The organism is Streptomyces sp. NPDC048637, assembly GCF_040650675.1.
Classification (GTDB): domain Bacteria; phylum Actinomycetota; class Actinomycetes; order Streptomycetales; family Streptomycetaceae; genus Streptomyces.
The window spans coordinates 56555-77243 of sequence record NZ_JBEZHQ010000021.1 but is presented as its reverse complement, the minus strand read 5'-3'; the positions used below and the strand labels follow the sequence as shown (position 1 = coordinate 77243).

Annotated in this window: 18 protein-coding genes; 7 read left to right on the top strand and 11 right to left on the bottom strand. The window is 73.3% G+C overall.

Annotation, left to right across the window (positions count from 1 at the left end):
* Window positions 1–14 precede the first annotated feature (14 nt).
* The 7 genes from AB0C46_RS24715 to AB0C46_RS24685 form a co-directional block, all read right to left on the bottom strand.
* Window positions 15–812 carry an ABC transporter permease subunit gene (locus tag AB0C46_RS24715; RefSeq protein WP_362830333.1) on the bottom strand — a complete coding sequence of 266 codons (798 nt, stop codon included), beginning with the start codon at window positions 810–812 and terminating at the stop codon, window positions 15–17.
* Window positions 799–1806 carry a 2-aminoethylphosphonate ABC transporter permease subunit gene (locus AB0C46_RS24710; protein WP_362830331.1) on the bottom strand — a complete coding sequence of 336 codons (1008 nt, stop codon included), beginning with the start codon at window positions 1804–1806 and terminating at the stop codon, window positions 799–801. Before AB0C46_RS24710 ends, AB0C46_RS24715 begins: the two co-directional genes overlap by 14 nt.
* On the bottom strand, window positions 1790–3007 hold the full coding sequence (locus AB0C46_RS24705) for an ABC transporter ATP-binding protein (protein ID WP_362830329.1): 1218 nt from the start codon (window positions 3005–3007) through the stop codon (window positions 1790–1792). The genes AB0C46_RS24710 and AB0C46_RS24705 overlap by 17 nt, the downstream gene beginning before the upstream one ends.
* Window position 3008: 1 nt before the next feature.
* On the bottom strand, window positions 3009–3704 hold the full coding sequence (locus AB0C46_RS24700) for a phosphonatase-like hydrolase (RefSeq protein ID WP_362830416.1): 696 nt from the start codon (window positions 3702–3704) through the stop codon (window positions 3009–3011).
* 101 nt (window positions 3705–3805) lie between these two features.
* Window positions 3806–4927, bottom strand: a complete 1122-nt coding sequence (locus AB0C46_RS24695; RefSeq protein WP_362830327.1) for a TIGR03364 family FAD-dependent oxidoreductase — start codon at window positions 4925–4927, stop codon at window positions 3806–3808.
* Window positions 4928–5154: 227 nt separating this feature from the next.
* Window positions 5155–5925 carry a GntR family transcriptional regulator gene (locus AB0C46_RS24690; RefSeq protein WP_362830326.1) on the bottom strand — a complete coding sequence of 257 codons (771 nt, stop codon included), beginning with the start codon at window positions 5923–5925 and terminating at the stop codon, window positions 5155–5157.
* Window positions 5926–6204: 279 nt separating this feature from the next.
* Complete coding sequence (locus AB0C46_RS24685; protein WP_362830415.1) at window positions 6205–7275, bottom strand: ROK family transcriptional regulator; 1071 nt, start codon at window positions 7273–7275, stop codon at window positions 6205–6207.
* Window positions 7276–7598: 323 nt separating this feature from the next.
* On the opposite strand from AB0C46_RS24685, the gene AB0C46_RS24680 reads away from it, so the two are divergent.
* Window positions 7599–8714 (top strand): Gfo/Idh/MocA family oxidoreductase, encoded by a 1116-nt coding sequence (locus tag AB0C46_RS24680; RefSeq protein WP_362830414.1) that lies wholly within the window; start codon window positions 7599–7601, stop codon window positions 8712–8714.
* Entirely contained in the window at window positions 8711–9199 is a 489-nt protein-coding gene (locus AB0C46_RS24675) for a heme-degrading domain-containing protein (RefSeq protein ID WP_362830325.1), read from the top strand. Before AB0C46_RS24680 ends, AB0C46_RS24675 begins: the two co-directional genes overlap by 4 nt.
* A 277-nt stretch (window positions 9200–9476) precedes the next feature.
* On the opposite strand, the gene AB0C46_RS24670 is transcribed toward AB0C46_RS24675, so the two are convergent.
* The 3 genes from AB0C46_RS24670 to AB0C46_RS24660 form a co-directional block, all read right to left on the bottom strand.
* Window positions 9477–10334 carry a fumarylacetoacetate hydrolase family protein gene (locus AB0C46_RS24670; RefSeq protein ID WP_362830324.1) on the bottom strand — a complete coding sequence of 286 codons (858 nt, stop codon included), beginning with the start codon at window positions 10332–10334 and terminating at the stop codon, window positions 9477–9479.
* A gap of 137 nt (window positions 10335–10471) precedes the next feature.
* Entirely contained in the window at window positions 10472–11635 is a 1164-nt protein-coding gene (locus AB0C46_RS24665; protein WP_362830323.1) for a YidC/Oxa1 family membrane protein insertase, read from the bottom strand.
* A 96-nt stretch (window positions 11636–11731) separates the two neighbouring features.
* Window positions 11732–12037 carry a DUF6412 domain-containing protein gene (locus AB0C46_RS24660; RefSeq protein WP_362830321.1) on the bottom strand — a complete coding sequence of 102 codons (306 nt, stop codon included), beginning with the start codon at window positions 12035–12037 and terminating at the stop codon, window positions 11732–11734.
* A 164-nt stretch (window positions 12038–12201) separates the two neighbouring features.
* Between AB0C46_RS24660 and AB0C46_RS24655 the strand changes: the two genes are divergently transcribed.
* The 3 genes from AB0C46_RS24655 to AB0C46_RS24645 all read left to right on the top strand — a co-directional run bounded on the left by AB0C46_RS24655 (window position 12202) and on the right by AB0C46_RS24645 (window position 16655).
* Window positions 12202–14103: an AMP-dependent synthetase/ligase gene (locus tag AB0C46_RS24655; RefSeq protein WP_362830319.1), complete on the top strand. Its 1902-nt coding sequence runs from the start codon at window positions 12202–12204 to the stop codon at window positions 14101–14103.
* A 212-nt stretch (window positions 14104–14315) separates the two neighbouring features.
* Window positions 14316–14963, top strand: a complete 648-nt coding sequence (locus AB0C46_RS24650; RefSeq protein WP_362830317.1) for a DUF4142 domain-containing protein — start codon at window positions 14316–14318, stop codon at window positions 14961–14963.
* 216 nt (window positions 14964–15179) lie between these two features.
* Window positions 15180–16655, top strand: a complete 1476-nt coding sequence (locus tag AB0C46_RS24645; RefSeq protein ID WP_362830413.1) for a DUF1996 domain-containing protein — start codon at window positions 15180–15182, stop codon at window positions 16653–16655.
* A 220-nt stretch (window positions 16656–16875) separates the two neighbouring features.
* Here the strand turns inward: AB0C46_RS24645 and AB0C46_RS24640 are convergent, their stop codons facing one another.
* Window positions 16876–17676 carry a helix-turn-helix domain-containing protein gene (locus tag AB0C46_RS24640; protein WP_362830316.1) on the bottom strand — a complete coding sequence of 267 codons (801 nt, stop codon included), beginning with the start codon at window positions 17674–17676 and terminating at the stop codon, window positions 16876–16878.
* 578 nt (window positions 17677–18254) lie between these two features.
* Here AB0C46_RS24640 and AB0C46_RS24635 point away from each other — a divergent pair.
* Window positions 18255–19016 carry a hypothetical protein gene (locus AB0C46_RS24635; protein WP_362830315.1) on the top strand — a complete coding sequence of 254 codons (762 nt, stop codon included), beginning with the start codon at window positions 18255–18257 and terminating at the stop codon, window positions 19014–19016.
* Window positions 19013–20557: an NADH-ubiquinone oxidoreductase-F iron-sulfur binding region domain-containing protein gene (locus tag AB0C46_RS24630; protein ID WP_362830313.1), complete on the top strand. Its 1545-nt coding sequence runs from the start codon at window positions 19013–19015 to the stop codon at window positions 20555–20557. Before AB0C46_RS24635 ends, AB0C46_RS24630 begins: the two co-directional genes overlap by 4 nt.
* Window positions 20558–20689: the final 132 nt, after the last annotated feature.

Below are 20689 nucleotides of genomic sequence, written 5' to 3'. Positions count from 1 at the left end.
CGGCCGGGCGCGCCTCAGCGGTAGGAGGCCTTGGTGCGGATAAGGGAGACGCCGAAGAGGACGAGCAGGGTGGCGGTCATCAGGGTCACCGCCAGGGCGGCGCCGGCGAAGAGGGCGCCGCGGTCGGTGGCGGCGAAGATCTGCACCGGCAGCGGCAGCCAGTCCGGGGGATACAGCATCATCGTGGCGCTCAGCTCGCCCATGGACAGGGCGAAGCACAGGCCCGCGGCCGCGGTGAGGGACGGCAGCAGCAGGGGCAGTTTGACCCGCCACAGGACGTAGGCGGGGCGGGCGCCGAGGCCGGCCGCGCTCTGCTCGTAGGCCGGGTCGAGGCGGGTCAGTGCGGCCGTCACGGACTGGTAGGCGAACGCGGTGACCAGCACGGTGTGGGCGAGGATCACGATCTGCGGAGTGCCGTTGAGCAGGAACGGGGGCCGGGAGAAGGCCACGAGGAGGGAGAGGCCGACGACCACCGAGGGGACGGCGACGGGGAGCAGGAAGAGGGCGTCGAGGAGGCGGCGGGTGCGGCGGCCCAGCTTTTCGGCGGCCAGGGCGGCCCAGGTGCCGGCGGTGAGCGCGGCGAGGCTCGCGGCCAGTGCGGTCAGGACGCTGGTGAGCAGGGCGTGCAGCGCCTCACCGTGCGCGATGTCCTGATAGTGCGCCAGGGTCGCGCCGGAGGGCAGGGCGCCGCTCCAACTGCTCGCGAAGGACGCGGCGACGATCACCAGCAGCGGCAGCGCGAAGACGGGGAGGAAGAGGACGAGGAAGAGGATGTGGAGGGCCCGGCGGGCGGGCCTGCTATGCACCAGCACGGTGGGGCACACCTCCTGAGCGCGGCCCGGCGCCGCCGCCCGTACGGGACATCACGGTCCGGTAGAGGGCGTAGAGCGCGACGGACAGCACAATGTTGACGACGGCGACGACGCAGGCTCCGGTGTAGTCACCGTCGAGCATGGCCTTGGTGTAGACGAGCACCGGGAGCGTGACGACGTCCTTGGCGCCGGTGAAGAGGACGATGCCGAACTCGTTGAGGCACAGCACGAGGACCAGCGCGCCGCCCGCCGCGAGCGAGGGCAGCGCCTCCGGCAGGATCACCGTCCGCACGATCCGCCACGGCCGGGCGCCCAGCGAGGCGGCGGCCTCCAGCTGCCCGGTCTCCATCTGCGAGAAGGCGGCGAGCAGCGGCCGCATCACGAACGGGGTGAAGTAGGTGACCTCGGCCAGCAGGACGCCCCAGGGGGTGTGGAGGAAGTCCAGCGGTCCATGGGCGGCGCCGGTCAGATCCGTCCACAGGCCGTTGGCCATGCCGACGGTGCCGTAGAGGAACAGCAGGGCGAGGGTGATCAGGAAGGACGGGAAGGCGAGGAAGAGGTCGATGAAGCGGCTGAGCGCCCGGCCTCCGGGGAACGGGACGAAGGCGATCACGAGGGAAAGCGCCAGCCCGAGCAGCAGCGCGCCGAGGGTGGCGCCGACGGCGATCAGCACGGTGTTCGTCAGGGCGGCACGGAAGGACGCCTCGGCGAGGACCTCGGCGTAGGGGGCGGTGGACCGGCCGCCGTCCTCCGGGGTGAAGGACTGCCACACCACCAGGGCCAGCGGATAGAGGAAGACCAGGGCGAGGGCGGCGACGGGTGGCAGGGCCCAGAGGGCGGCCCCGGTGCGGCGGGGGCGGGCCGATGGGCGGTCCGGCGGGCGGGCCGACGGGCGGGCCGATGGGCGGTCCGGCGGGCGGGCCCCCGCCGCGCCCCGGACCGGTGCGGCCGTCGCGGCGGTGGCCGCCGTATCCGTCCTAGGCATCAGGAGCACCGCCCTCGGTGAGCCCCGCCGGAATGAGGGCGGCGTCCTCGGGCGCGAAGTGCAGCGCGACCTCCTCGCCCAGCACCGGCGTCGTGCGCAGTTCGCGGACGTCGGCCAGCACGCGGTGGCCGTCGACCGCCACGTACAGACGGTGCGTCGCGCCGCGCCACTGCACGTCGGTGAGCGTGCCGCGCAGCGTGTTGTGGGGGCTGCCGGTCTGCGGGCCCTCGCCGGGCCCCCCGGTCTGCGGGCTCTCCCCCAGGCCGACGAGGTGCGGGCGCACGCAGAGGGTCGCGGTGGCACCCTCGGCCACCTCGTCGCCGACGGGCACGGTCAGCGGCCGGCCGGCGAAGTCGACGCCGTCGCCCTTGCCGTCGCCCTTGCCGTCGCCGCCCCGGCGCACCGTCACCGGCAGCAGATTGGCGGTGCCGACGAAGGAGGCGGTGAACTCGGTGCGCGGGCGCCGGTAGAGCTCCTGCGGGGTGCCGCAGTCCTGCAGCCGGGCCCGGTCCAGCACCGCGATCCGGTCGGCCAGGGTCAGTGCCTCGATCTGGTCGTGGGTGACATAGAGGATGGAGACATCGGGCAGCTCGCGGTGCAGCCGGGCGAGTTCGGCGAGCATGCCGGAGCGCAGCTGGGCGTCGAGCGCGGAGAGCGGTTCGTCCAGCAGCAGCACCCCGGGACGGATGGCGAGCGCCCGCGCGAGGGCGACCCGCTGCTGCTGCCCGCCGGACAGCTCCCTCGGATGCCGGCCGGCGTAGGCGGCCATGCCGGTCATCTCCAGCGCCTCGGCGACCCGGCCGGGGATCTCGGCGCGCGGCGTCTTCTGCGCCTTGAGGCCGAAGGCGACGTTCTCGGCGACCTTCATGTGCGGGAACAGCGCGTACTGCTGGACGACCATGCCGATGCCGCGCTTGTGGGGCGGCAGCGCGGTCACGTCCCGGCCGCCGATCAGCACCCGCCCGGAGACCGGCCGGACGAATCCGGCGACCGCCCGCAGCGCGGTGGTCTTGCCGGAGCCGGACGGGCCGAGCAGGGCCATCACCTCGCCCGGCTCGACGGTCAGGTCGAAGGAGTCCAGGACGGTGTGCTCGCCGTGCTTCCCGTGGGCCACGGACACCTGGTCGAAGCGAATGCCCGACGCAGCCGGGGCCGGGGCCGCGGACCGGGCGCCGGTCCGGGCGGGTGCCGTGGCGGCTGAGGCGGACATCTCACACCACTCCCAGCAGCGCGGGCAGTTCGGCGACCGAGCCGAGGACATGGGTGGCCCCGGCCGACTCCAGCTGCGCCCGGTCGTGCGCACCGGTCAGCACACCCGCGACGACCGAGGCGCCGGCCCGCCGTCCGGAAAGCATGTCGTACGAGGTGTCGCCGGCCACCGCGATCCGCCGGACGGAGTCGGTGGCCCGGGTGCGCAGCAGCGCGGTGAGCACCATGTCGGGGTAGGGGCGGCCGCGACCGCCCGCGTCGGCCGGGCAGAGGGTGAGCGGGACCAGGTCCTGCCAGCCGAGCGCGTCGAGGAGGGCGTCCTGGGTGACCCGGGCGAAGCCGGTGCTGAGCACGACGGTGCGTCCGGCGGCCTGCAGCGCCTCGATCGCCTCGCGGGCGCCGGGGACGGGCGCGATCCGGCCGCCGTCGACCAGCTCCCCGTAGGCCGTCTCGAAAGCGGTGTTGGCGCGCCGGGCGGCGGCCTCGTCGCCGAAGAGGTGCCGGAATACCGAGATCTTGGACTCGCCCATGGTGGCCCGTACGTAGGCGAGCTTCTCGGCGTGGCCGGCGCTGCCCGGTTCGACGCCCAGGTGGCGGGCGGCGACGTCGAAGGCCTGCTCCACGAGGCCGCCGTCGGCGACGGTGGTGCCGGCCATGTCGAGGACGATCAGTTGGCTGTTGTGGGCGTCGGATGCCATGCCGCTCTCACGGGGGTCGGGGGCGGTGTCCGGGTCGCGCGGGTCGGGTGCCCGGTCTCGGTCGCGCGGGTCGGGTGCCGTGTCGGGGTGTGTCAACTTCCTCACCAGCCCAGTTCGTTCGCGGTGGTTTCGGCGATGGCCGGGGCGCAGGTCATTCCGCGTCCGCCGGGTCCGGTGACCAGCCAGACGCCGTCGCGGGCCTGCTGCCGGTGCACGACGCGGGACGTGTCGGTGCACTGGGCGTAGACCCCGGCCCAGCGGTGGCGGATGCGGGGCAGCGGGCGGCCCAGGACGGACTCGACGACACCGGTCAGGTGCTCGTACGGCTCCTCGACGGTGTCGAAGGCGAAGGGCGCCTCGTATTCATGGGTGTCTCCGATGGTCAGTCCGCCGTCGGCACGCTGGACCATCAGCAGCTGCATCTTGTGCGCGGCGGCGGTCGGCGCCTGCGCCTGGCCGGCGTTGAGCGCGTCCAGGGCGTCGCTCCGGTAGGCCGGGTAGTAGCGGAAGCTGTCGGCGTCGGCGACGGAGGTGGTCAGCGGCTCGCCGAGCGGGTCGGTCTGCATCATCTGCAGCCGCACCCGGCGCACCGGCAGCTCGGGGAAGAGCTCGCGGACCAGGCCGCCGAGCCAGGCGCCGGTGCACAGGACGACGGCGTCGCCGTGGTGGACCTCGCCGTGGTCGTCGCGTACGGCGCGCTCGCCGACCACCTCGCGGACCTCCCGGCCGCCGAGATAGCGGTACCGGCCGGACTCCAGCAGCGCCGCCTTCAGGGCGCGCTGGGCGGTGCGCGGCTCGACGGCGGCGTCCCGTTCGCACCACAGGGCGCCGGTGAACGCGCCGCGCAGGGCGGGGTTGAGGGTGCGGGCCTGCTCGGCGTCCAGCAGCCGGTAGCCGCGGGCGGCGGCGTCGGGACGGCGGGTCGCGGCCTCGGCGACCGCCCGCTCGGCATCGTTCTTGACGACGGTCAGCGAGCCGATGGCCCGGAAGCCGATGCCGGGGACGCGGGCGCCGATCCCCTCCCACAGCTCCCGGGCGCGCAGCGCGGTGTTCAGCTCCTCCCCGCCGGCCCGGCCGCTGACCCAGATCTGTCCGAAGTTACGGACCGAGGCGCCGCGGGCCTCGGCCTCCCGCTCGATGTGCAGGACCTCATGGCCCCGCTCGACTGCGTGCCAGGCGTGCATGGTTCCCAGCACACCGGCTCCGACGACTATGACTCGCATGCCCCAGACGGTCGCGGCGGTGGGTGGCCCGCAGGGGGTGGCCCGGCGACGCAAGGGTGAACAGGGTGGCAAGCTTGGCCTAGACCCGTTATCTTCTCGTGACCTTTCGGGGGTGGGGTCAGGCGCCGGGCAGGGGGCGGCCGCGCAACCGCGGGAAGGGGCGCGGCCGGGCCACCGCGGAAAGAGTGGCGGCCGGGCCACCGCATGAAGGGGGCGGCCGGGCCGCCTCAGCCCGGCGCCGGGGTTCCCAGGTGGGTGGTGAAGGAGAACCGGTCGCCCCGGTAGAGGGAGCGCACCCGCTCCAGCGGGCGGCCCCCGGTGTCCCGTGACAGCCGGTGGATCAGCAGCATCGGCAGCGCGCCCGGCGTGCCGATCAGCAGCGCCTCGCGCGGCGTGGCCAGTACGGTCTCCAGCCGCTCGTCCGCGTCGCCGAAGCCGATACCGAGCCGCTCATGGAGGTAGGCGTAGAACGACGAGTCCGGCACGAAGCCGGTGGCCAGGTCCGGCGCCCGCTCGACCGCGACATAGGTGCTCTCCAGCCCGACCCGCTCGTCGTCGGCGAGCAGCACCCGCTCCATGTGCCATACGGCGTCGCCGACTTCGAGCCCCAGGTCACCGGCGAGCGCCGCCGGGCACGGGAAGCGGTCCAGGCCGACGAGGTGCCGGCCGGGCTTGCGGCCCTGGCCGCGTACGCCCTCGGTGTAGCTGGCGAGGGACAGCGGCTGCTCCAGCTTGGGGCCCGCGACGACCGTGCCACGCCCCAGCCGGCGCAGCCGTCCCTCCAGGATCAGCTCCCGCAGCGCCTGCCGCAGCGTCTCGCGGGAGACCTCGAAGCGCAGCGCCAGTTCACGCTCGGTGGGCAGCACCTCACCCTCGCCCAACTCGTCCAGCAGCGCGGCGATTTCGACCTTGGCCGCGTAGTACTTGGGAATGCGTCCGTGCTCGGGGATGCCGGACCTGATGGGTGCGCCAGGATCCTGGCCGTACGGGAACTCCACGGCGTGATCCTCGCATCCCGGGCCCGGCCGGGCGGCAGCGGCGGTCCGTACCGGCACGGTCAGGGGGCGCCGGACCGCCGGACCGCCGGACCGTCGGAAGATCGCCCGCCCGGAAGGCCGCACATCCGGAAGGCCATCCGCCGAAGCCCGTCCGAAGCCCGTCCGAAGGGCGCCCGTCCGAAGCCCGCCCGAAGGGCGCCCGTCCGAAGCCCGCCCGAAAGGCGCCCGTCCGAAGCCCGCCCGAAAGGCGCCCGTCCGAAGGGCGCCCCGCGGCTCCCCTCAGGGCGCCAGGGCGGGCTGCCGCGTCCCGAACAGCGGCGCGAGCACCAGCTCCGCCGCCCCGTCCGCGACCGCCCGTGCGCCACCCCGGGCGAGCGCCACCGGGACCGCGGCCCTGCCGCGGGCGCGGGCCTGGGCGTCGAGGGCGGCGGCCACACCGGTCCGGAACCCGTCGGGGTTCTCCAGTACGGTGCGCCCGCCGAGCAGCACCCGGTCGATGTCCAGCAGTTCGACGAGGTTGGCGGCGCCCGCCCCCAACACCGCTGCCGCACCCGGGAGATCGCCGCGGGCCACCGCCGCCAGGCACAGCGCCTCGATACAGCCACGCCGTCCGCAGCTGCACCGCGGCCCGTCCCACTGCACGGTCTGGTGCCCGAATTCCCCGGCGCCGGTGCGGGGGCCGCGGTAGAGGCCGCCGCCCAGGACGAGCCCGGCGCCCAGGCCGGTGCCCAGATGCAGATACCCGAACGAGCCGGCGCCGGACGGCATCCCCTGGGCCAGGCCGAGCGCGGCCGCGTTGGTGTCCTTGTCGAGCACGACGGGCAGGCCGAGGCGTTCGGCGAGCGCGTCCCGCAGAGGGAAGCCGTCCCACTGGGGCGCGCCGGTGACCCGGTGCAGGACGCCGGAGCTGTGGTCCAGCGGCCCGGGGCAGGCGACCCCGGCACCCAGCACCGGCGGCCCGCCGGCCTCCGCGCGCAGCGCCGCGACCTCCCGTCCGGCGGTGTCGAGCACCTGCCCGGCGCCCGCCTCGAAGGCGAGCGGGGCGCGGCGTACGGCCACCGGGGCGCCGGTGAGATCGGCGAGTACGGCGGTGAGCTCATCGCGGTCCAGGTGCAGCCCGACCGCGTGCCGGGCGCCGGGCACCAGCCGCAGGACGGTGGCGGGCTTCCCGCCCGTGGACGCCCGGCGGCCCGCCTCGGCGGCCAGGCCCTCGGACCGCAGCCGGGCGGTGATCTTGCTGACGGCCTGCGGGGTCAGCCCGGTGTGGGCGGCGAGCTCCAGCCGGCTGACCCCCTGTTCACCGGCCGAACGGAGCAGCCCGAGCACCAGCGCGGCATTGTGCCCGCGCAGTGCGGGGAGATTGACGCCCGGATTCCCGGGGGTGGCCGGGGGCGCGGCGGTGACCGCAGGTCCGGGGGTGGCCGGAGGCCCGGGGGTGGCCGGAGGCCCGGGGGTGCCCGCAGGCCCGGCGGTGGCCGGAGGCCCGGGGGTGCCCGCAGGCCCGGCGGTGGCCGGAGGCCCGGGGGTGCCCGCAGGCCCGGCGGTGGCCGCAGGTCCGGCGGTGGCCGGAGGCCCGGCGCGGCCCTGGGAGATGTCGTTGCTGCTCACCCACCCATTGTCCGCATCGCTTGCACTTTGGCAACAGCGTTGCTTAAGTGGGAGCCATGAGCGAGATGAGCGACGACCCCACCGGCACCCTTGCCCCGCACGGCCCGCTCCGCGTCGGCCTCATCGGTTACGGCCTGGCCGGTTCGGTCTTCCATGCCCCCCTGATCGCGGCCACCGAAGGCCTGCGTCTCGACATCGTCTCGACCTCCGATCCGGAGCGGCAGGCACAGGCCCGCGCCGAGCATCCCCAGGTCCGTACGGTCGGCACCCCGCAGGCGGTGCTCGACCGCGCCGCGGACCTCGATCTGATCGTGCTGGCGTCGCCGAACAAGACCCATGTGCCGCTCGCCACCGCCGCGTTGGAGGCCGGTCTGCCGGTCGTCGTCGACAAGCCGCTGGCCGCGACCGCCGCCGAGGCCGAGCAGCTCGCCGCGCTCGCCGACGACCGCGGTCTGCTGCTCTCCGTCTTCCAGAACCGCCGCTGGGACAACGACTTCCGCACCGTCCGCAAGCTGGTCGAGGAGGGCACGCTCGGCGACATCCAGCGCTTCGAGTCCCGCTTCGAGCGCTGGCGCCCGCAGCCCAAGGGCGGCTGGCGCGAGTCCGGCGACCCGGCGGAGATCGGCGGGCTGCTCTACGACCTCGGCAGCCACCTCGTCGACCAGGCGCTGACCCTGTTCGGCCCGGTCGTCTCGGTCTACGCCGAGTCCGACATCCGGCGGCCGGGCGCGGAGGCCGACGACGACACCTTCCTCGCCCTCACCCACGCGGGCGGTGTCCGCTCCCATCTGTGGGTGAGCGCCACCACCGCCATGCTGGGCCCGCGCTTCCGGGTGCTGGGCAGCCGGGCGGGCTATGTGAAGCACGGCCTGGACCCGCAGGAGGCCGCACTGCGCGAGGGCCTGCGGCCCGGCACCGAGGGCGTGGAGTGGGGTGTGGAGCCGGAGTCCTGCCGGGGCCGGCTCGGCGCCGGGGCGTCCCCGCGGGCCGGTGGCGGTGAGCTTGTACCGACGCTGCCGGGCGACTACCCCGCGTACTACGCCGCGATTGAACGGGCGCTCCGGGAGGGCGGCCGGCCGCCGGTCACCGCCACCGAGGCTGCGGCCGCGCTGCGCGTCCTGGAGGCCGCGAAGCTCTCCGCCGCCGAAGGCCGTACGGTCCGGATCGAGGCGCGCGCATGAGTCCGGCCGGTCCGCGCCCGGCGGACGACGAGATCCGCGAACTGGCCGCGCAGGAGGAGCGACTGGTCCTCGACACCTTCAGCAACGAGGACGCCTGGCACCTGGGCTCGCTGCTGGTGGAGCTGGCGCAGGAGCGCGGCGCCGCGGTGACGATCGGCATCCGGCGCGGCGCCCAGCAGCTGTTCCACTGCGCGCTCTCCGGCACCTCCGCCGACAACGACGCCTGGATCGCCCGCAAGTCCGCCGTCGTCGAACGCTACGCCGAGTCCTCGTACCTGGTCGGCGCCCGCTTCCGCGCCAAGGGCCGCACCTTCGAGGACTCCTCCCGGCTGGACCCGGACCGCTACGCCGCGCACGGTGGCGCCTTCCCGGTCCGGCTGCGCGGCACGGGCGTCGTCGGGGTGGTCGCGGTCTCGGGCCTGCCCCAGGCCGACGACCATGCGCTGGTGGTCGAGGCACTGGAGCGCTATCTGGCGACGGGCTGACGCAGAAGCGGGGGACGCAGAAGCGGGGGACGCGGAAGCGGGGGACGCGGAAGCCGAGGCACCACGGCGGAGGCGAAAACGCGGAAGCGAAGGCGCGGAAGCAGAGGCACCGCGGCGGAAGCGAAGACGCGGAAGCGAAGGCGCGGAAGCGAAGGCGCGGAAGCGAAGGCGCGGAAGCGAAGGCGCGGAAGCGAAGGCGCGGAAGCGAAGGCGCGGAACGCCGCTTGGGACACCGCCGAGGGGCCGGCGGCCGGCCCGCCCCTCGGTGCCCGTCCCCTCAGGCGTCCTTGAGTTCCTGGCGCTGGCGGCCCAGGCCGTCGATCTCCAGCTCCACGACGTCGCCGGACCGCAGATACGGCTTGGGCTCCGGGCGGCCCATGGCGACGCCGGCCGGGGTGCCGGTGTTGATGACGTCGCCCGGGTAGAGGGTCATGAACCGGCTTACGTAGCGGACCACTTCGGCCACCGGGAAGATCTGCTCGGCGGTGGTGCCGTCCTGCTTGAGTTCCCCGTTGACCCACAGCCGCAGGCCGAGGTGCTGCGGGTCGGGTACCTCGTCGGCGGTCACCAGCCAGGGGCCCAGCGGATTGAACGTCTCGCAGTTCTTGCCCTTGTCCCACTGGCCGCCGCGCTCGATCTGGAACGCCCGCTCGGAGACATCGTGCGCCACCGCGTAACCGGCCACCGCCGCCAGCGCCTGCGCGTCGCTCTCCAGGTAGCGGGCGGTCCGGCCGATGACGACCGCGAGCTCCACCTCCCAGTCGGTCTTCACGCTGCCGCGCGGGACCAGCACGGTGTCGTCGGGGCCGACGACCGTGTCCGGGGCCTTCATGAAGAGGATCGGCTCCCCGGGGGGCGCAGCCCCCGTCTCCCGGGCGTGGTCGTGGTAGTTCAGCCCGATGCACACGACCTTGCCGATCCGGGCCACCGGCGGACCGGTGCGCAGCCCGGCCGGATCGAGCCTCGGCAGCTCACCGGAGGCGGCGGCGGTGCGGATCTGCGCCAGTTTCCCCTCGTCGGCGAGCAGCGCTCCGTCGATGTCCGGCACCAGGCCCGACAGGTCCCGCAGAGCCCCGGTCCCGTCGAGCAGCGCCGGGCGTTCCGCCCCCACCATGCCGACACGCAGCAGCTTCATCGGTTCAACTCCCGTGGTCGAAGGTCGGCCCGGGAACGATGTCCCGGGCCGTCCGATGGGGGACGGCCATCGAGCGATTTGGCTGATCGTCCAAGAACGGGGTCCGGTCCGCAAGACCCCGTTCACGGACTGGACCGCTACTGAGGGGTAGTGACGGTGTGCCCGGGAGCCTTGCCGCCGGACCGCGAACCCGCCTCGCCGGACCGCAAACCCGCCTCGCCGGCCGGGCGGGACCGAGCCTGGGACCGGGCCTGCGAGTTGGCCTGTGGATTGGCCTGGGAATTGGCCCTGGCACGGGCCGCCCGCTGCCGGGCCGCGCGGCTCTTCGGCGTGCGCCGGTCCGCCCGCTGCCGGGCCGGGTGCTGCCGCGGGGTGCGCTCGCCCGACGCCCCGTCAGCCGGTGCCGTCGCCGCCGCCGGTGCCCCGGCCGGGGACGTCTTCTCCACGGCGGGCGCGGCCTTCCCCTTCGCCGGGGCAGTCTTCCCCTTGGCCGCGGACGTCTTCCCCTTCGCCGGGCCGGTCCTGCCCTTCGCCGGAGCTGTCTTCCCCGTGGCCGGGGCCGCCGCGGCGCCCGCCTCCTGTGCGCCGCGCCCGCGGTCCCGGTGCAGCAGCGCCCGCTCGAACGCCGTCCAGGTCGTCGTCGTGACCGTGTAGAGGCCGGCGGCCAGCGGCACCACCGCCACCGTGATCAGCATGCCGAAGGACAGCAGCGGCATCACCTTGGCCATCGAGGCCATACCGGGCAGTGCGGCGTTGCCCGCGGCCGGCTGCGGGGCCTTGGCCATCGTGGCCCGGGCCCGCCGGAAGTTCCAGGTGGCGACCGCCGCGATCAGCACGAACAGCCCGAGGTAGACCAGCCCCTGCGGCCCGAGCACCCCGCCGTCGGCGAGCGCCTCGGTCCAGTGCCCGCCGAGCGGCGCACCCAGCAGCGTGTGGTTCAGGAGGTCGCCGCTGCCGGTCGAGAACAGGTGGTACATCACGAAGAAGGCCGGCAGCTGCAGCAGGTTCGGCAGACAGCCGGCGAGCGGCGAGGAGCCGGTCTTGGCATACAGGTCGGCCATCGCCTTCTGCAGCCGCTCGGGGTTGCCCTTGTGCTTGCGCTGGAGTTCGGCGAGCTGCGGGGCGAGCGCCGTACGGGCCTTCTCGCCGCGGGCCGCGGCGCGGGCGAGGGGGTGCAGCGCGGCGCGGACCCCCAGGGTGAACAGCACGATGGTGGCGGCCATGGCCGCGGAGCCGAAGAGCGGGGCGATCGCCTGGGCGCCGTGCGCCAGCGCCTCGCCGAGGAAGCCGAACATGGACATGGGTGAGCCCTCCACGGGTCTCGTCGTGCCGGGATGTGGATTCGGCGTGACGAGCCGCGCGGACGCGGAAAGCGGTGCGGGGACCGGACCGTGCGCCTACGCGGCCGTCGGGAGGGGACGGCCCGGTGCTCGGGGGCGCGGCCGGCCGGCCGCGTCGGGATCACGTTGTGGCAGGAAGGCCGTACGCCGCTCGCGGTCGCGGATGGCCGTACGGATCCGGCCCGGTGGCATCGGCCGCGCGCAGGCCGCGATCAGGAAGGCGCGGCACAGGAGCAGCAGCGCGGTGGTGGTCGCGGCGGCGGTCAGGGCCGTGGTGAGACCGGTCTGCGTGAGCAGGAATCCGGCGAGGACGAAGAAGAGCGCTGAGGTGTACAGGCGCCACGAGTCGACGATGCGGTACATCCAGCGCCCTCCTCAGGTTGTCCGGTCGTCAAGACTTGTCGTCTTCCGCTCAAGAGTAGCCACACATCTGGGCAGCCGGGAGACCGGCCGGTAGCTTGCGCCTCCCTGCCGTCGGGGACGGCGGGGAGCAGGGGGAATTCAAGGGGGAACACCTAGGAGGTGCTGTGCGCGACATCAGCGTCCCGGCCCTGGCGGCTCAACTGCGGACCGGCGGGCTGGCCGACTCCGTCTTCGACACCGCCGTCCACCAGCCGGATTTCGCTCAGCTCGCCCGCCGCGACGACCGGACACCCGGCAGCTGGCAGGAGGTGTCGGCGGCGGAGTTCCGCGACGAGGTCATGGCCCTGGCCAGGGGGCTGCTGGCGGACGGGATACGGCCCGGCATGCGGGTCGCGCTGATGTCCCGTACGCGCTACGAGTGGACCTTGTTCAGTTATGCGCTGTGGGCGATCGGCGGGCAGCTCGTCCCGGTCTATCCGACCGCCTCGGCCGAGCAGCTGCGCTGCATCCTCGCCGGGGCGAAGGTCACCGCGATCGTCGTGGAGAACGAGGCGCAGGCCATGACCGTGGCCGAGGCCTGCGACGAACGGGCCATGCTGCGCCGGCTGTGGCAGCTGGACCTGGACTGCGTCCGGCGGCTGACGGAGGAGGGCACCCGGCTGACCGAGGCCGATGTGCACCGGCTGCGGCATGCGGTCACCCCGGACACCGTCGCGGCGATCGTGTACACCTCGGGCACCACCGGGCGCCCGCGCGGCTGTGTGATCACCCATGCCAATCTCGCCGCGGGGTGCGACACCCTCTACGCGGGCTGGGGCGGGCTGCTGGCCGCGCCCGGCGAACGCCCGTCGCTGCTGGCCTTCCTGCCGTTCGCGCACATCTACGGGCTGATGGTGCAGGTGGCGTGTCTGCGCGGCGGGGTGAAGCTCGCCCATCAGCCCGATGTGACCTCGGACGAACTGCTGCCGGCGCTCGCCTCGTTCCGTCCGACGTTCCTGTTCGCGGTGCCGTACGTCTTCGAGAAGATCTGCGCCCGCGCCCGGCAGGCCGCGGAACAGGCCGGCCGGCGGCGGACGTTTGACGCGGCAATGACGGTGGCGGTGCGCTACGCGGAGGCCCTCGCGGCGGAGGCGCAGGGCACCGGGCGCGGCCCCGACCCGTTCCTGCGGGCCCGGCACGCGCTCTACGACCGGCTGGTGTACTCCCGCATCCGGGAGCTGCTGGGCGGCCGGGTGCGGACCGCGGTCTCCGGCGGTTCACCGCTGTTCCGGGAGCTGGGCCTGCTCTTCTCCGGCGTCGGTATCACCGTCTACGACGGCTACGGCCTGACGGAGACCAGCGGCGCGATCACCGCACAGCCGCCCGGCAGGGTGCGGTTCGGGACGGTGGGCCTGCCGCTGCCGGGCAGTTCGGTGCATCTGGCGCTGGACGGCGAGGTGTGGGTGCGCGGTGCGGTGGTGTTCGCCGGCTATCTCGACGAGGACGAGGACGCACCGGGCAGCGGGCTGTACGACGGCTGGCTGGCGACCGGCGACCTGGGGCATCTGGACGAGGACGGCTATCTCGTCATCACCGGCCGCAAGAAGGACATCATCATCACCAGCAACGGCAAGAGCGTGGCCCCGCAGGGGCTGGAGCAGCGGCTGTGCGCCCATCCGCTGATCTCGCAGTGTGTGGTGGTCGGCGACAACCGGCCGTATGTGACCGCGCTGATCACGCTGGACCCGGAGGCCCTGGACCACTGGCACAAGCTGCGGGAGGCCCCCGGCACGGACAGCAGCCCACCGACGCCGGAGGAGCAGCTGCAGGCGGAGGTGCGGCGGGCGGTGGCACGGGCGAACGCGTCGGTGTCCCGGGCCGAGTCGATCCGCGCGTTCCGGGTGCTGCCGGGCGAGTTCAGCCAGGAGTCCGGGCTGGTGACGCCGTCGCTGAAGCTGCGGCGGGCGGCGATCGTCCGGCAGTACGCGGCCGAGATCGACGCCCTGTACGCCCAGGGACAGCGTGAGGAGCCCGAGACCCGGCAGGACCGGCGCAGATGGGCGGCGGCGGGCCTGTACGCGCGCTGAGGGCGCAGAGCACACCACCTGTGGACGGGCCCGGCCGGGCATACGGCAGCCGGCGCACGTCACCCGCATCCGGCCGGGCCCGCCCGCGGCACCGTAGCAGTGCCGCGGCGGGCCCGGCCGTTATTTGTCCAGGCGTGAGGACCCGCGACCGTGGGCCCGTCACGGCACTTAACGTCCGGTGGCATTCCAGTACGGACGATCCGGGAGGCCGTGTGCGGTCCATCCTCAGCAATTCCGCAACATCCGGGCGGACCATCGCCACCGGACTGGTGGTAGCGGCGCTCGTGGCCACTCTCGCGGCACTGCTGCTGCCCGTGCAGCTCTTCGGTGAGACCGCGTCGGCGGCGACGAACACCGTGACGTACGACGACGACGGCGGCGGCACGGTGAACACCCGCTACGGTCCGCTGACCGCCATGGACCGGGACTTCGTACGCAAGGTCAGACTGGCCGGCCTGTGGGAACTGCCCGCGGGCCGCCAGGCGCAGGAACGCGGGCAGACCGCGGCGGTCCGTTCCGCGGGCGCCATCCTCGTCGCCGGGCACACCGAGCTGGACCGGCGGTCGATCGAGGCCGGGCGGGCGCTGGGCATCTCCCTGCCCAACCAGCCCAACGCCGATCAGCAGGGCTGGCTGGCGCAGATGAACGCCGCCCAGGGCGACGACTTCGCCCCGACGTTCGCCGAGCTGCTGCGCCGCGCCCACGGCAAGGTCTTCGGCCTGGTGGCGCTGGTCCGCGACCAGACCAAGAACTCGATGGTGCGCGCCCTGGCGAACCGGGCCAACGACGTCGTCCTGCAACACATCACGGCGCTGGAGAAGACCGGTGGCGTCGACTTCAACACCCTGCACAGCAGCTAGGCGACGGAGCCCTGGCATGCCACGGCGGCGCGGTCGCCGGCCCGGACGACGCCGGACAGCTCCGCCCACGGCGGGGGACGCCCCCCGCCCGCCCCCATCCGCGAACCGGAAAGAAACGACCCCCGCACCCACCGACACCCCTCACATCGGACGAAGCGAAGTGATCTCATGAGGCAACGGCAACAGGCCCATAAACGCTCGCGTTTGACGAACAGAATGCTCATCGGCGCCACCGCCCTGCTCCTGGGCGGCGGCGGCCTCGCCGCCTACGCCACCACGGCGCTGGCCGGCAACAACACACCGGACGCGGCAGCCGGCCATGCCCAGCACACCGCGAGCGCCTTCACGCTCTCCTGCCCCGATGTGGGCGAACGGCTGCGCCAGGTACCCCGCAGCGCCAAGCTCCCGGTCTCCAAGGGGCTGTCGGCGCTCGACAAGCAGGTGCACGACGCCTACCACAAGATGATGGGCGGCACCGGCGACAGCGTCCTCAACGGGCTGAAGACGCAGCGGCAGAAGACCATCAAGATGATGGTCACCGCGATCGCCAAGGACACCAAACGGCCCAGCTACCTGCTCAAGATGAGCGGCTGCACCATGAAGTCCGTCAACGAGGGCGCGGGCGCGGGCGGCAACGACTCCACGAAGTCCGTGCAGGACGGCTGGTACCAGGGCCAGACCCAGAACCAGACCCAGGGTCAGGACCAGAACCAGGACCAGAACCAGGACCCCGGTCAGGTGCAGGGCCAGGATCCGGGCCAGCAGCAGGGCCAGGACCAGAACGGCGGGCAGCAGCAGGGCCAGGCCGGCGGCCCCTCCCCCGACGACTTCGTCGACATCAACAACGTCCAGCCGAACGCCGACGCCCCGCCGTTCGCCGCCCCCCAGGGAGGCAACGCCTCGACCGGCACCTTCGTCACCGAGTGCGGCCGCAATGAGGACGGCCACTTCAACTCCGACAACGTCATCGTGACGCCGGGCGTCAGCAACGGCGCCCACCACACCCACGACTACGTCGGCAACAAGGCCACCGACGCCTTCTCCGACGACAACAAGCTCGCCGCCTCCGACACCACCTGCAACAACGGCGACCAGTCCACCCACTACTGGCCGGTGCTGCGCAAGCTGGACGGCAACGCGGAGCAGAAGCCGGGCGCCGCGCAGGACGCCAACGTCGGCACCACGCTGACCCCGGCGACGGTGACCCTGACCTTCCGGGGCAGCCAGTCGGGCGAGGTCCGGGAGATGCCGCGCTTCCTGAAGATCATCACCGGCGACGCCAAGGCGTTCACCAACGGCACCAAGAACGCCAACGCCTCCTGGAGCTGTACCGGCTTCGAGGACCGGCAGCTGAAGGACAAGTACCCGCTGTGCCCCCAGGGCTCGCAGGTCGTGCGTACCTTCGCCTTCCAGAACTGCTGGAACGGCCGGGACATCGACAGCGGCAACCACCGCGACCACATGGCGTTCTCCGACCAGAACGGCACCTGCCCGCAGGGCTTCCAGGCGGTCCCGCAGCTCGTCCAGCGGATCACCTACGACGTCCCGCAGGGCAACAGCTTCGCGGTGGACAGCTTCCCCGAACAGCTGCACAAACCGGTGACCGACCACGGTGACTTCATCAACGTGATGCCGGACAACCTGATGCGCGAGGCGGTCGACTGCATCAACAACGGCCAGCAATGCACCTGACGGGCCCGCGGCCCTGAGGCCTACGGCCCACAGGCCCCTTAGGGGAGACGTCCCCTAAGGGGCCTGTGGGCCCCCTGGACCGGACAACGCAGTGGCCCCGACCTGGATTCCCGGGTCGGGGCCACTGTTCTGCGCCGAGGTGCTGTCGTGGTGCCGGCGGTACGCCGTCGGACCGGCCGGCGGTCAGCTCAAGGGGCGCGGTGGTTCATCCGTCGGTTCCTCAAAGACCGTTGACGCGGGCCTCACGGGCCATGCCAAGGGGGCGTATGGAGGACGCGACGGCGCGGGCGCGGCGGCCGGCCCGCGCGCGGTAGCTGCGGACATGGGCCATCAGACGCCGGCTGCGCAGCGCCATCTCCAGCTCGAAGCGGGTACGCGGGTCACGCAGCACCGGACCGAAGAGCTTCTCGATCTGGCGCAAGCGGTACCGGACCGTCTGCGGGTGCACATGCAACAGCTTGGCCGCCTCGGGGGCACCTCCTCCTTCCAGCCACGCCAGCAGCGTGACTTCGAGCCGTTCGCTCTGCCGGGGTGTCAGCTCCTCCAGCGGGCCGAGCCAGCGGGAGGTCAGGGCATCCGCCAGCGACTCGTCCTGGAGCAGCAGCAGCGCCGAGAGATGGTCGTCGACGAACGCGGGCCGCGACTCCGGGCCGACCCGGCTCGGGGCCAGCGTGAGCAGGTACCGGGCCCAACGCAGCGAGGACGCGGTGTCGGTGGCCGGCACCACGTGCCCGACGGCCGCCGGGCGGCCCTTGAGCGCCGCCTCCAGGCGGGCCCGGGTCTGGGTGGCCGGGTCGGGCACGAACAGACAGGTGTAGCCCTCGACATTGCCGATGAGGGCATGCCCCAGTGCCGCGGCGAGTTGGGCTGCCTCGGCGGGGGTGGCGAGAACGACGGCCTGGAGGGTGTCGGGCACCGGCCAGCCCGCCGCGCGGGCCAGTTCGTGCACCCCCTCCTCGGGTACTTCTCGTTGGCCGGCGAGCACGTCGAACAGGTCCTGGCGGGCCCGGGCCACCGGCATCGGTGTGACAACTGAGGGTACTGCCGGAGGTTTACTTTCCGACTCTTTTTGGTACCCCAGAACTGTCAGCAAGGCCTGTTCAAGCGCCCAATGTGCGTCTTCTACGGGAGTATCCCCGAGAAGTGCGGACAATGCGGGAAATCCGCGTTGCAACTCCGCGACCAACTTCTCGGCGAGATCCGGGAGTTCATTTCTCACTACCCGGTTCCACTCGCCGCGGGGACGCGACCAGATGCGGTTCAGGAGATCACACATCGCTACCTCGATCCTGGCGGGGATGCGGTTGGTACAGGGGATTGGCGCCCCCCCGTGCGCCTGAGTCGGCATCATCCGGAGTCCCCCCGCGCGACCGCGATGCCAGTGCAGGAATTTGTCACAGCGCGATAAACCTTACGAAAGCCTGAACACGTTCGGAGATGCTTTTGCACATCCGGATTACGGCCCTGCGTATCCACCCGGTTACAGAATGTTTAGTGTTACCGGGGGTCACCCGAACAAAAGCCCCGGGCAAATAGCACCCCCGGGAGATTTCATAGAAATTCGCATCCCGCACCCGTGCCCCGACACCGGGAGGTCCGATGTCCGCACCGCGTTTGCAGAGCCGGCAGAGCCGCCGCGCCGCACACCGCGCCCGGCCCTCGCCCACCGTGCCCCGCCCCCGGCGCCCTCCGAACGAACCCGGCCCGCCGGACCGGCGGGCCCCCGGCGGCAGCTTCGCCGGAACTGCCGTGCTCCGTCCGGCGCTTCCGGCTGCCCTGCTGCTCTTCATCGCCGTCACCCTGCACTCGGGCGCGGCGGATACCCTCATGCGCTTCCTGGACTTCGGTGCCGGGGTCCTCGCGCTGGTCTCGCTGTCGGTCACCGTGCTGTGGGGCCTGGCCGCCACCGACCGGATGGTGCTGCACTCCGGCCACCGGCTGCTCGCCCAGGCCGTGCACCGCGGCACCGCGGTCGCCGGCCTCGGCTTCCTCGGCCTGCACATCTGGGTGAAGATCGCCGAGGGCCACACCGACACCGCGGCCGCCGCGGTGCCGTTCACCGACGGCGCCCGGCCGGGGCTCATCGGCCTCGGCACCCTCGCCGCCTACACGTTCATCGCCGTCGCGGTGACCGGCGCGGTGCGCGGCGCCTTCACCGGCCTGACCGGTGCCCGCTGGTGGCGGGCGCTGCACATGTGCGCCTATCTCGCCTGGGGACTCGCCCTGGTGCACGGCCTCAAGTCCGGCCGTGCGGCGGCCGGCTGGGCCATCGCCGGATATGCCATCTGCCTCACGGCGGTGGCCGTACGACTCGCCCTGCGGCTGCGCGACGCACGCAGGAACACAGGAGAACTCCCATGACCGCCCCCGCCCCCACCCAACTGCTGCCGGCTCTCGCCGAGGCCGAGCCCGTGCCGACGCTGGCGTCCTTCGGACCGCCGCGGCTGCTGGCCGGCCTCGACGAGATACCCCGCATGGACCGGGTGGCCCATCTGTCCCGGCACGGCAGCCTTCCCCAGCTCACCTCTCAGGAGCTGGTGGCGCTGGCCGAGGACACCGATCTGCGCGGCCGCGGCGGGGCGGGCTTCCCCTTCGCCCGCAAGCTGACCGCCGTCATCGACGGGATGAAGCGCGCGGACGGCAAGGGCGCGGTGGTCGTCAACGGCAGCGAGGGTGAGCCCAGTTGCCTCAAGGACACCGCGATGCTGCTGCACGCCCCGCATCTGGTGATCGACGGCGCGCTGCTGGCCGCCGACGCGCTCGGCGCGCAGGAGGTCGCCATCGGAGTGACCCGCACGGACGTCCTGAACTCCGTGCAGCGCGCCATCGACGAACGCGGCCCGGTCCGGCCGGCTTTACGGGTCACCCTGCTCACCGAACGGTTCGTCACCGGTGAGGGGTCCGCCATGACGAACGGGCTGGGCGGCGGTCCCGGGCTGCCCTCCGGCCGCAAGATCCGCTCCAGCGAGCGCGGCCTCAACGGTGTGCCGACCCTGCTGTCGAACACCGAGACCTATGCGCAACTCGCCGTGGCCGCCCGCCTCGGCGCACTCGGCTACCGCACCGCGGGCCTGCCCGCCGAGCCCGGCACGCTGCTGCTGACGGTCGCCGGCAGCCGGGTGGTGGAGGTCCCCTACGGCGTCTCGCTGGCCCGGGTCCTGGCACTGTGCGGTATGGACCAGGGGCAGGGCGTGCTGATCGGCGGCTACCACGGCACATTCGTGTCCCCGACGGACGCGCTGACCGCGAACCTGTCCAAGGAGTCGCTGGCCGAGTACAACGCGGTGCTCGGCGCCGGGGCGGTGCTGCCGATCCCGTACGACACCTGTCCCGCCGGCGAGACGGTACGCGTCGCCCAGTGGATGGCCGCCGAGTCGGCCGGCCAGTGCGGCCCCTGTGTGCTGGGCCTGCCCGCGCTCGCCGACCAGCTCGACCGTGCCGTACGGGGCGGCGGGGAGAGCGCCCTGGAGGCCGTACAGGCCCGGATGCGGGCCGTGGAGAAGCGCGGCGCCTGCAGCCACCCGGACGGCACCTCCCGCTTCGTCGCCTCGGCCCTCAGGTCCTTCCCCGAGGAGTTCGAGCGGCATGCGAAGGGGTTCGGCTGCGGCCGCCCGGTGACCGGTGCCCTGCCGGTCACCGGGAACCCGCCGCTGGCGGTCACCGCCCCCGCCCCCACACCGGAGCGGGTGTCCGCACCGCCGCAGGAACGGCTGCTGGTCGACTGGACGCTGTGCCGCGGCCACGGCCTGTGCGCCGATGTCGTACCCGGCGTCGTGAAGCTCGGCGCGGACGGCTATCCGCAGTCCGCCAGCATGCCGCTGCCGGCCCGGATGCGGCGCCGCGCCCAGCTCGCGGTGCGCCGCTGCCCGGCGCTGGCCATGCGGGTGCAGGGCGGCAACTGACGTGCCGCACGGGCTTTTTGCGCCCGGAGAAAATTCTTCGGCGGCGTTGAACGCCCGGCCCCCCGCAGCGCGTATTCCCCGGGCGACGGCACCCCGCCGGCGCCCGGACGGAAACGGAACGGGCGACCGGAC

Excerpts from the sequence above, each read along its gene's own strand:
- AB0C46_RS24705 (WP_362830329.1), bottom strand. The coding sequence starts at position 3,007 with ATGTCCGCCTCAGCCGCCACGGCACCCGCCCGGACCGGCGCCCGGTCC.
- AB0C46_RS24645 (WP_362830413.1), top strand. The coding sequence starts at position 15,180 with ATGCTCATCGGCGCCACCGCCCTGCTCCTGGGCGGCGGCGGCCTCGCC.
- AB0C46_RS24665 (WP_362830323.1), bottom strand. The coding sequence starts at position 11,635 with ATGTCCATGTTCGGCTTCCTCGGCGAGGCGCTGGCGCACGGCGCCCAG.
- AB0C46_RS24635 (WP_362830315.1), top strand. The coding sequence starts at position 18,255 with ATGTCCGCACCGCGTTTGCAGAGCCGGCAGAGCCGCCGCGCCGCACAC.
- AB0C46_RS24675 (WP_362830325.1), top strand. The coding sequence starts at position 8,711 with ATGAGTCCGGCCGGTCCGCGCCCGGCGGACGACGAGATCCGCGAACTG.
- AB0C46_RS24630 (WP_362830313.1), top strand. The coding sequence starts at position 19,013 with ATGACCGCCCCCGCCCCCACCCAACTGCTGCCGGCTCTCGCCGAGGCC.
- AB0C46_RS24670 (WP_362830324.1), bottom strand. The coding sequence starts at position 10,334 with ATGAAGCTGCTGCGTGTCGGCATGGTGGGGGCGGAACGCCCGGCGCTG.
- AB0C46_RS24660 (WP_362830321.1), bottom strand. The coding sequence starts at position 12,037 with ATGTACCGCATCGTCGACTCGTGGCGCCTGTACACCTCAGCGCTCTTC.
- AB0C46_RS24640 (WP_362830316.1), bottom strand. The coding sequence starts at position 17,676 with ATGCCGGTGGCCCGGGCCCGCCAGGACCTGTTCGACGTGCTCGCCGGC.
- AB0C46_RS24700 (WP_362830416.1), bottom strand. The coding sequence starts at position 3,704 with ATGGCATCCGACGCCCACAACAGCCAACTGATCGTCCTCGACATGGCC.
- AB0C46_RS24695 (WP_362830327.1), bottom strand. The coding sequence starts at position 4,927 with ATGCGAGTCATAGTCGTCGGAGCCGGTGTGCTGGGAACCATGCACGCC.
- AB0C46_RS24680 (WP_362830414.1), top strand. The coding sequence starts at position 7,599 with ATGAGCGACGACCCCACCGGCACCCTTGCCCCGCACGGCCCGCTCCGC.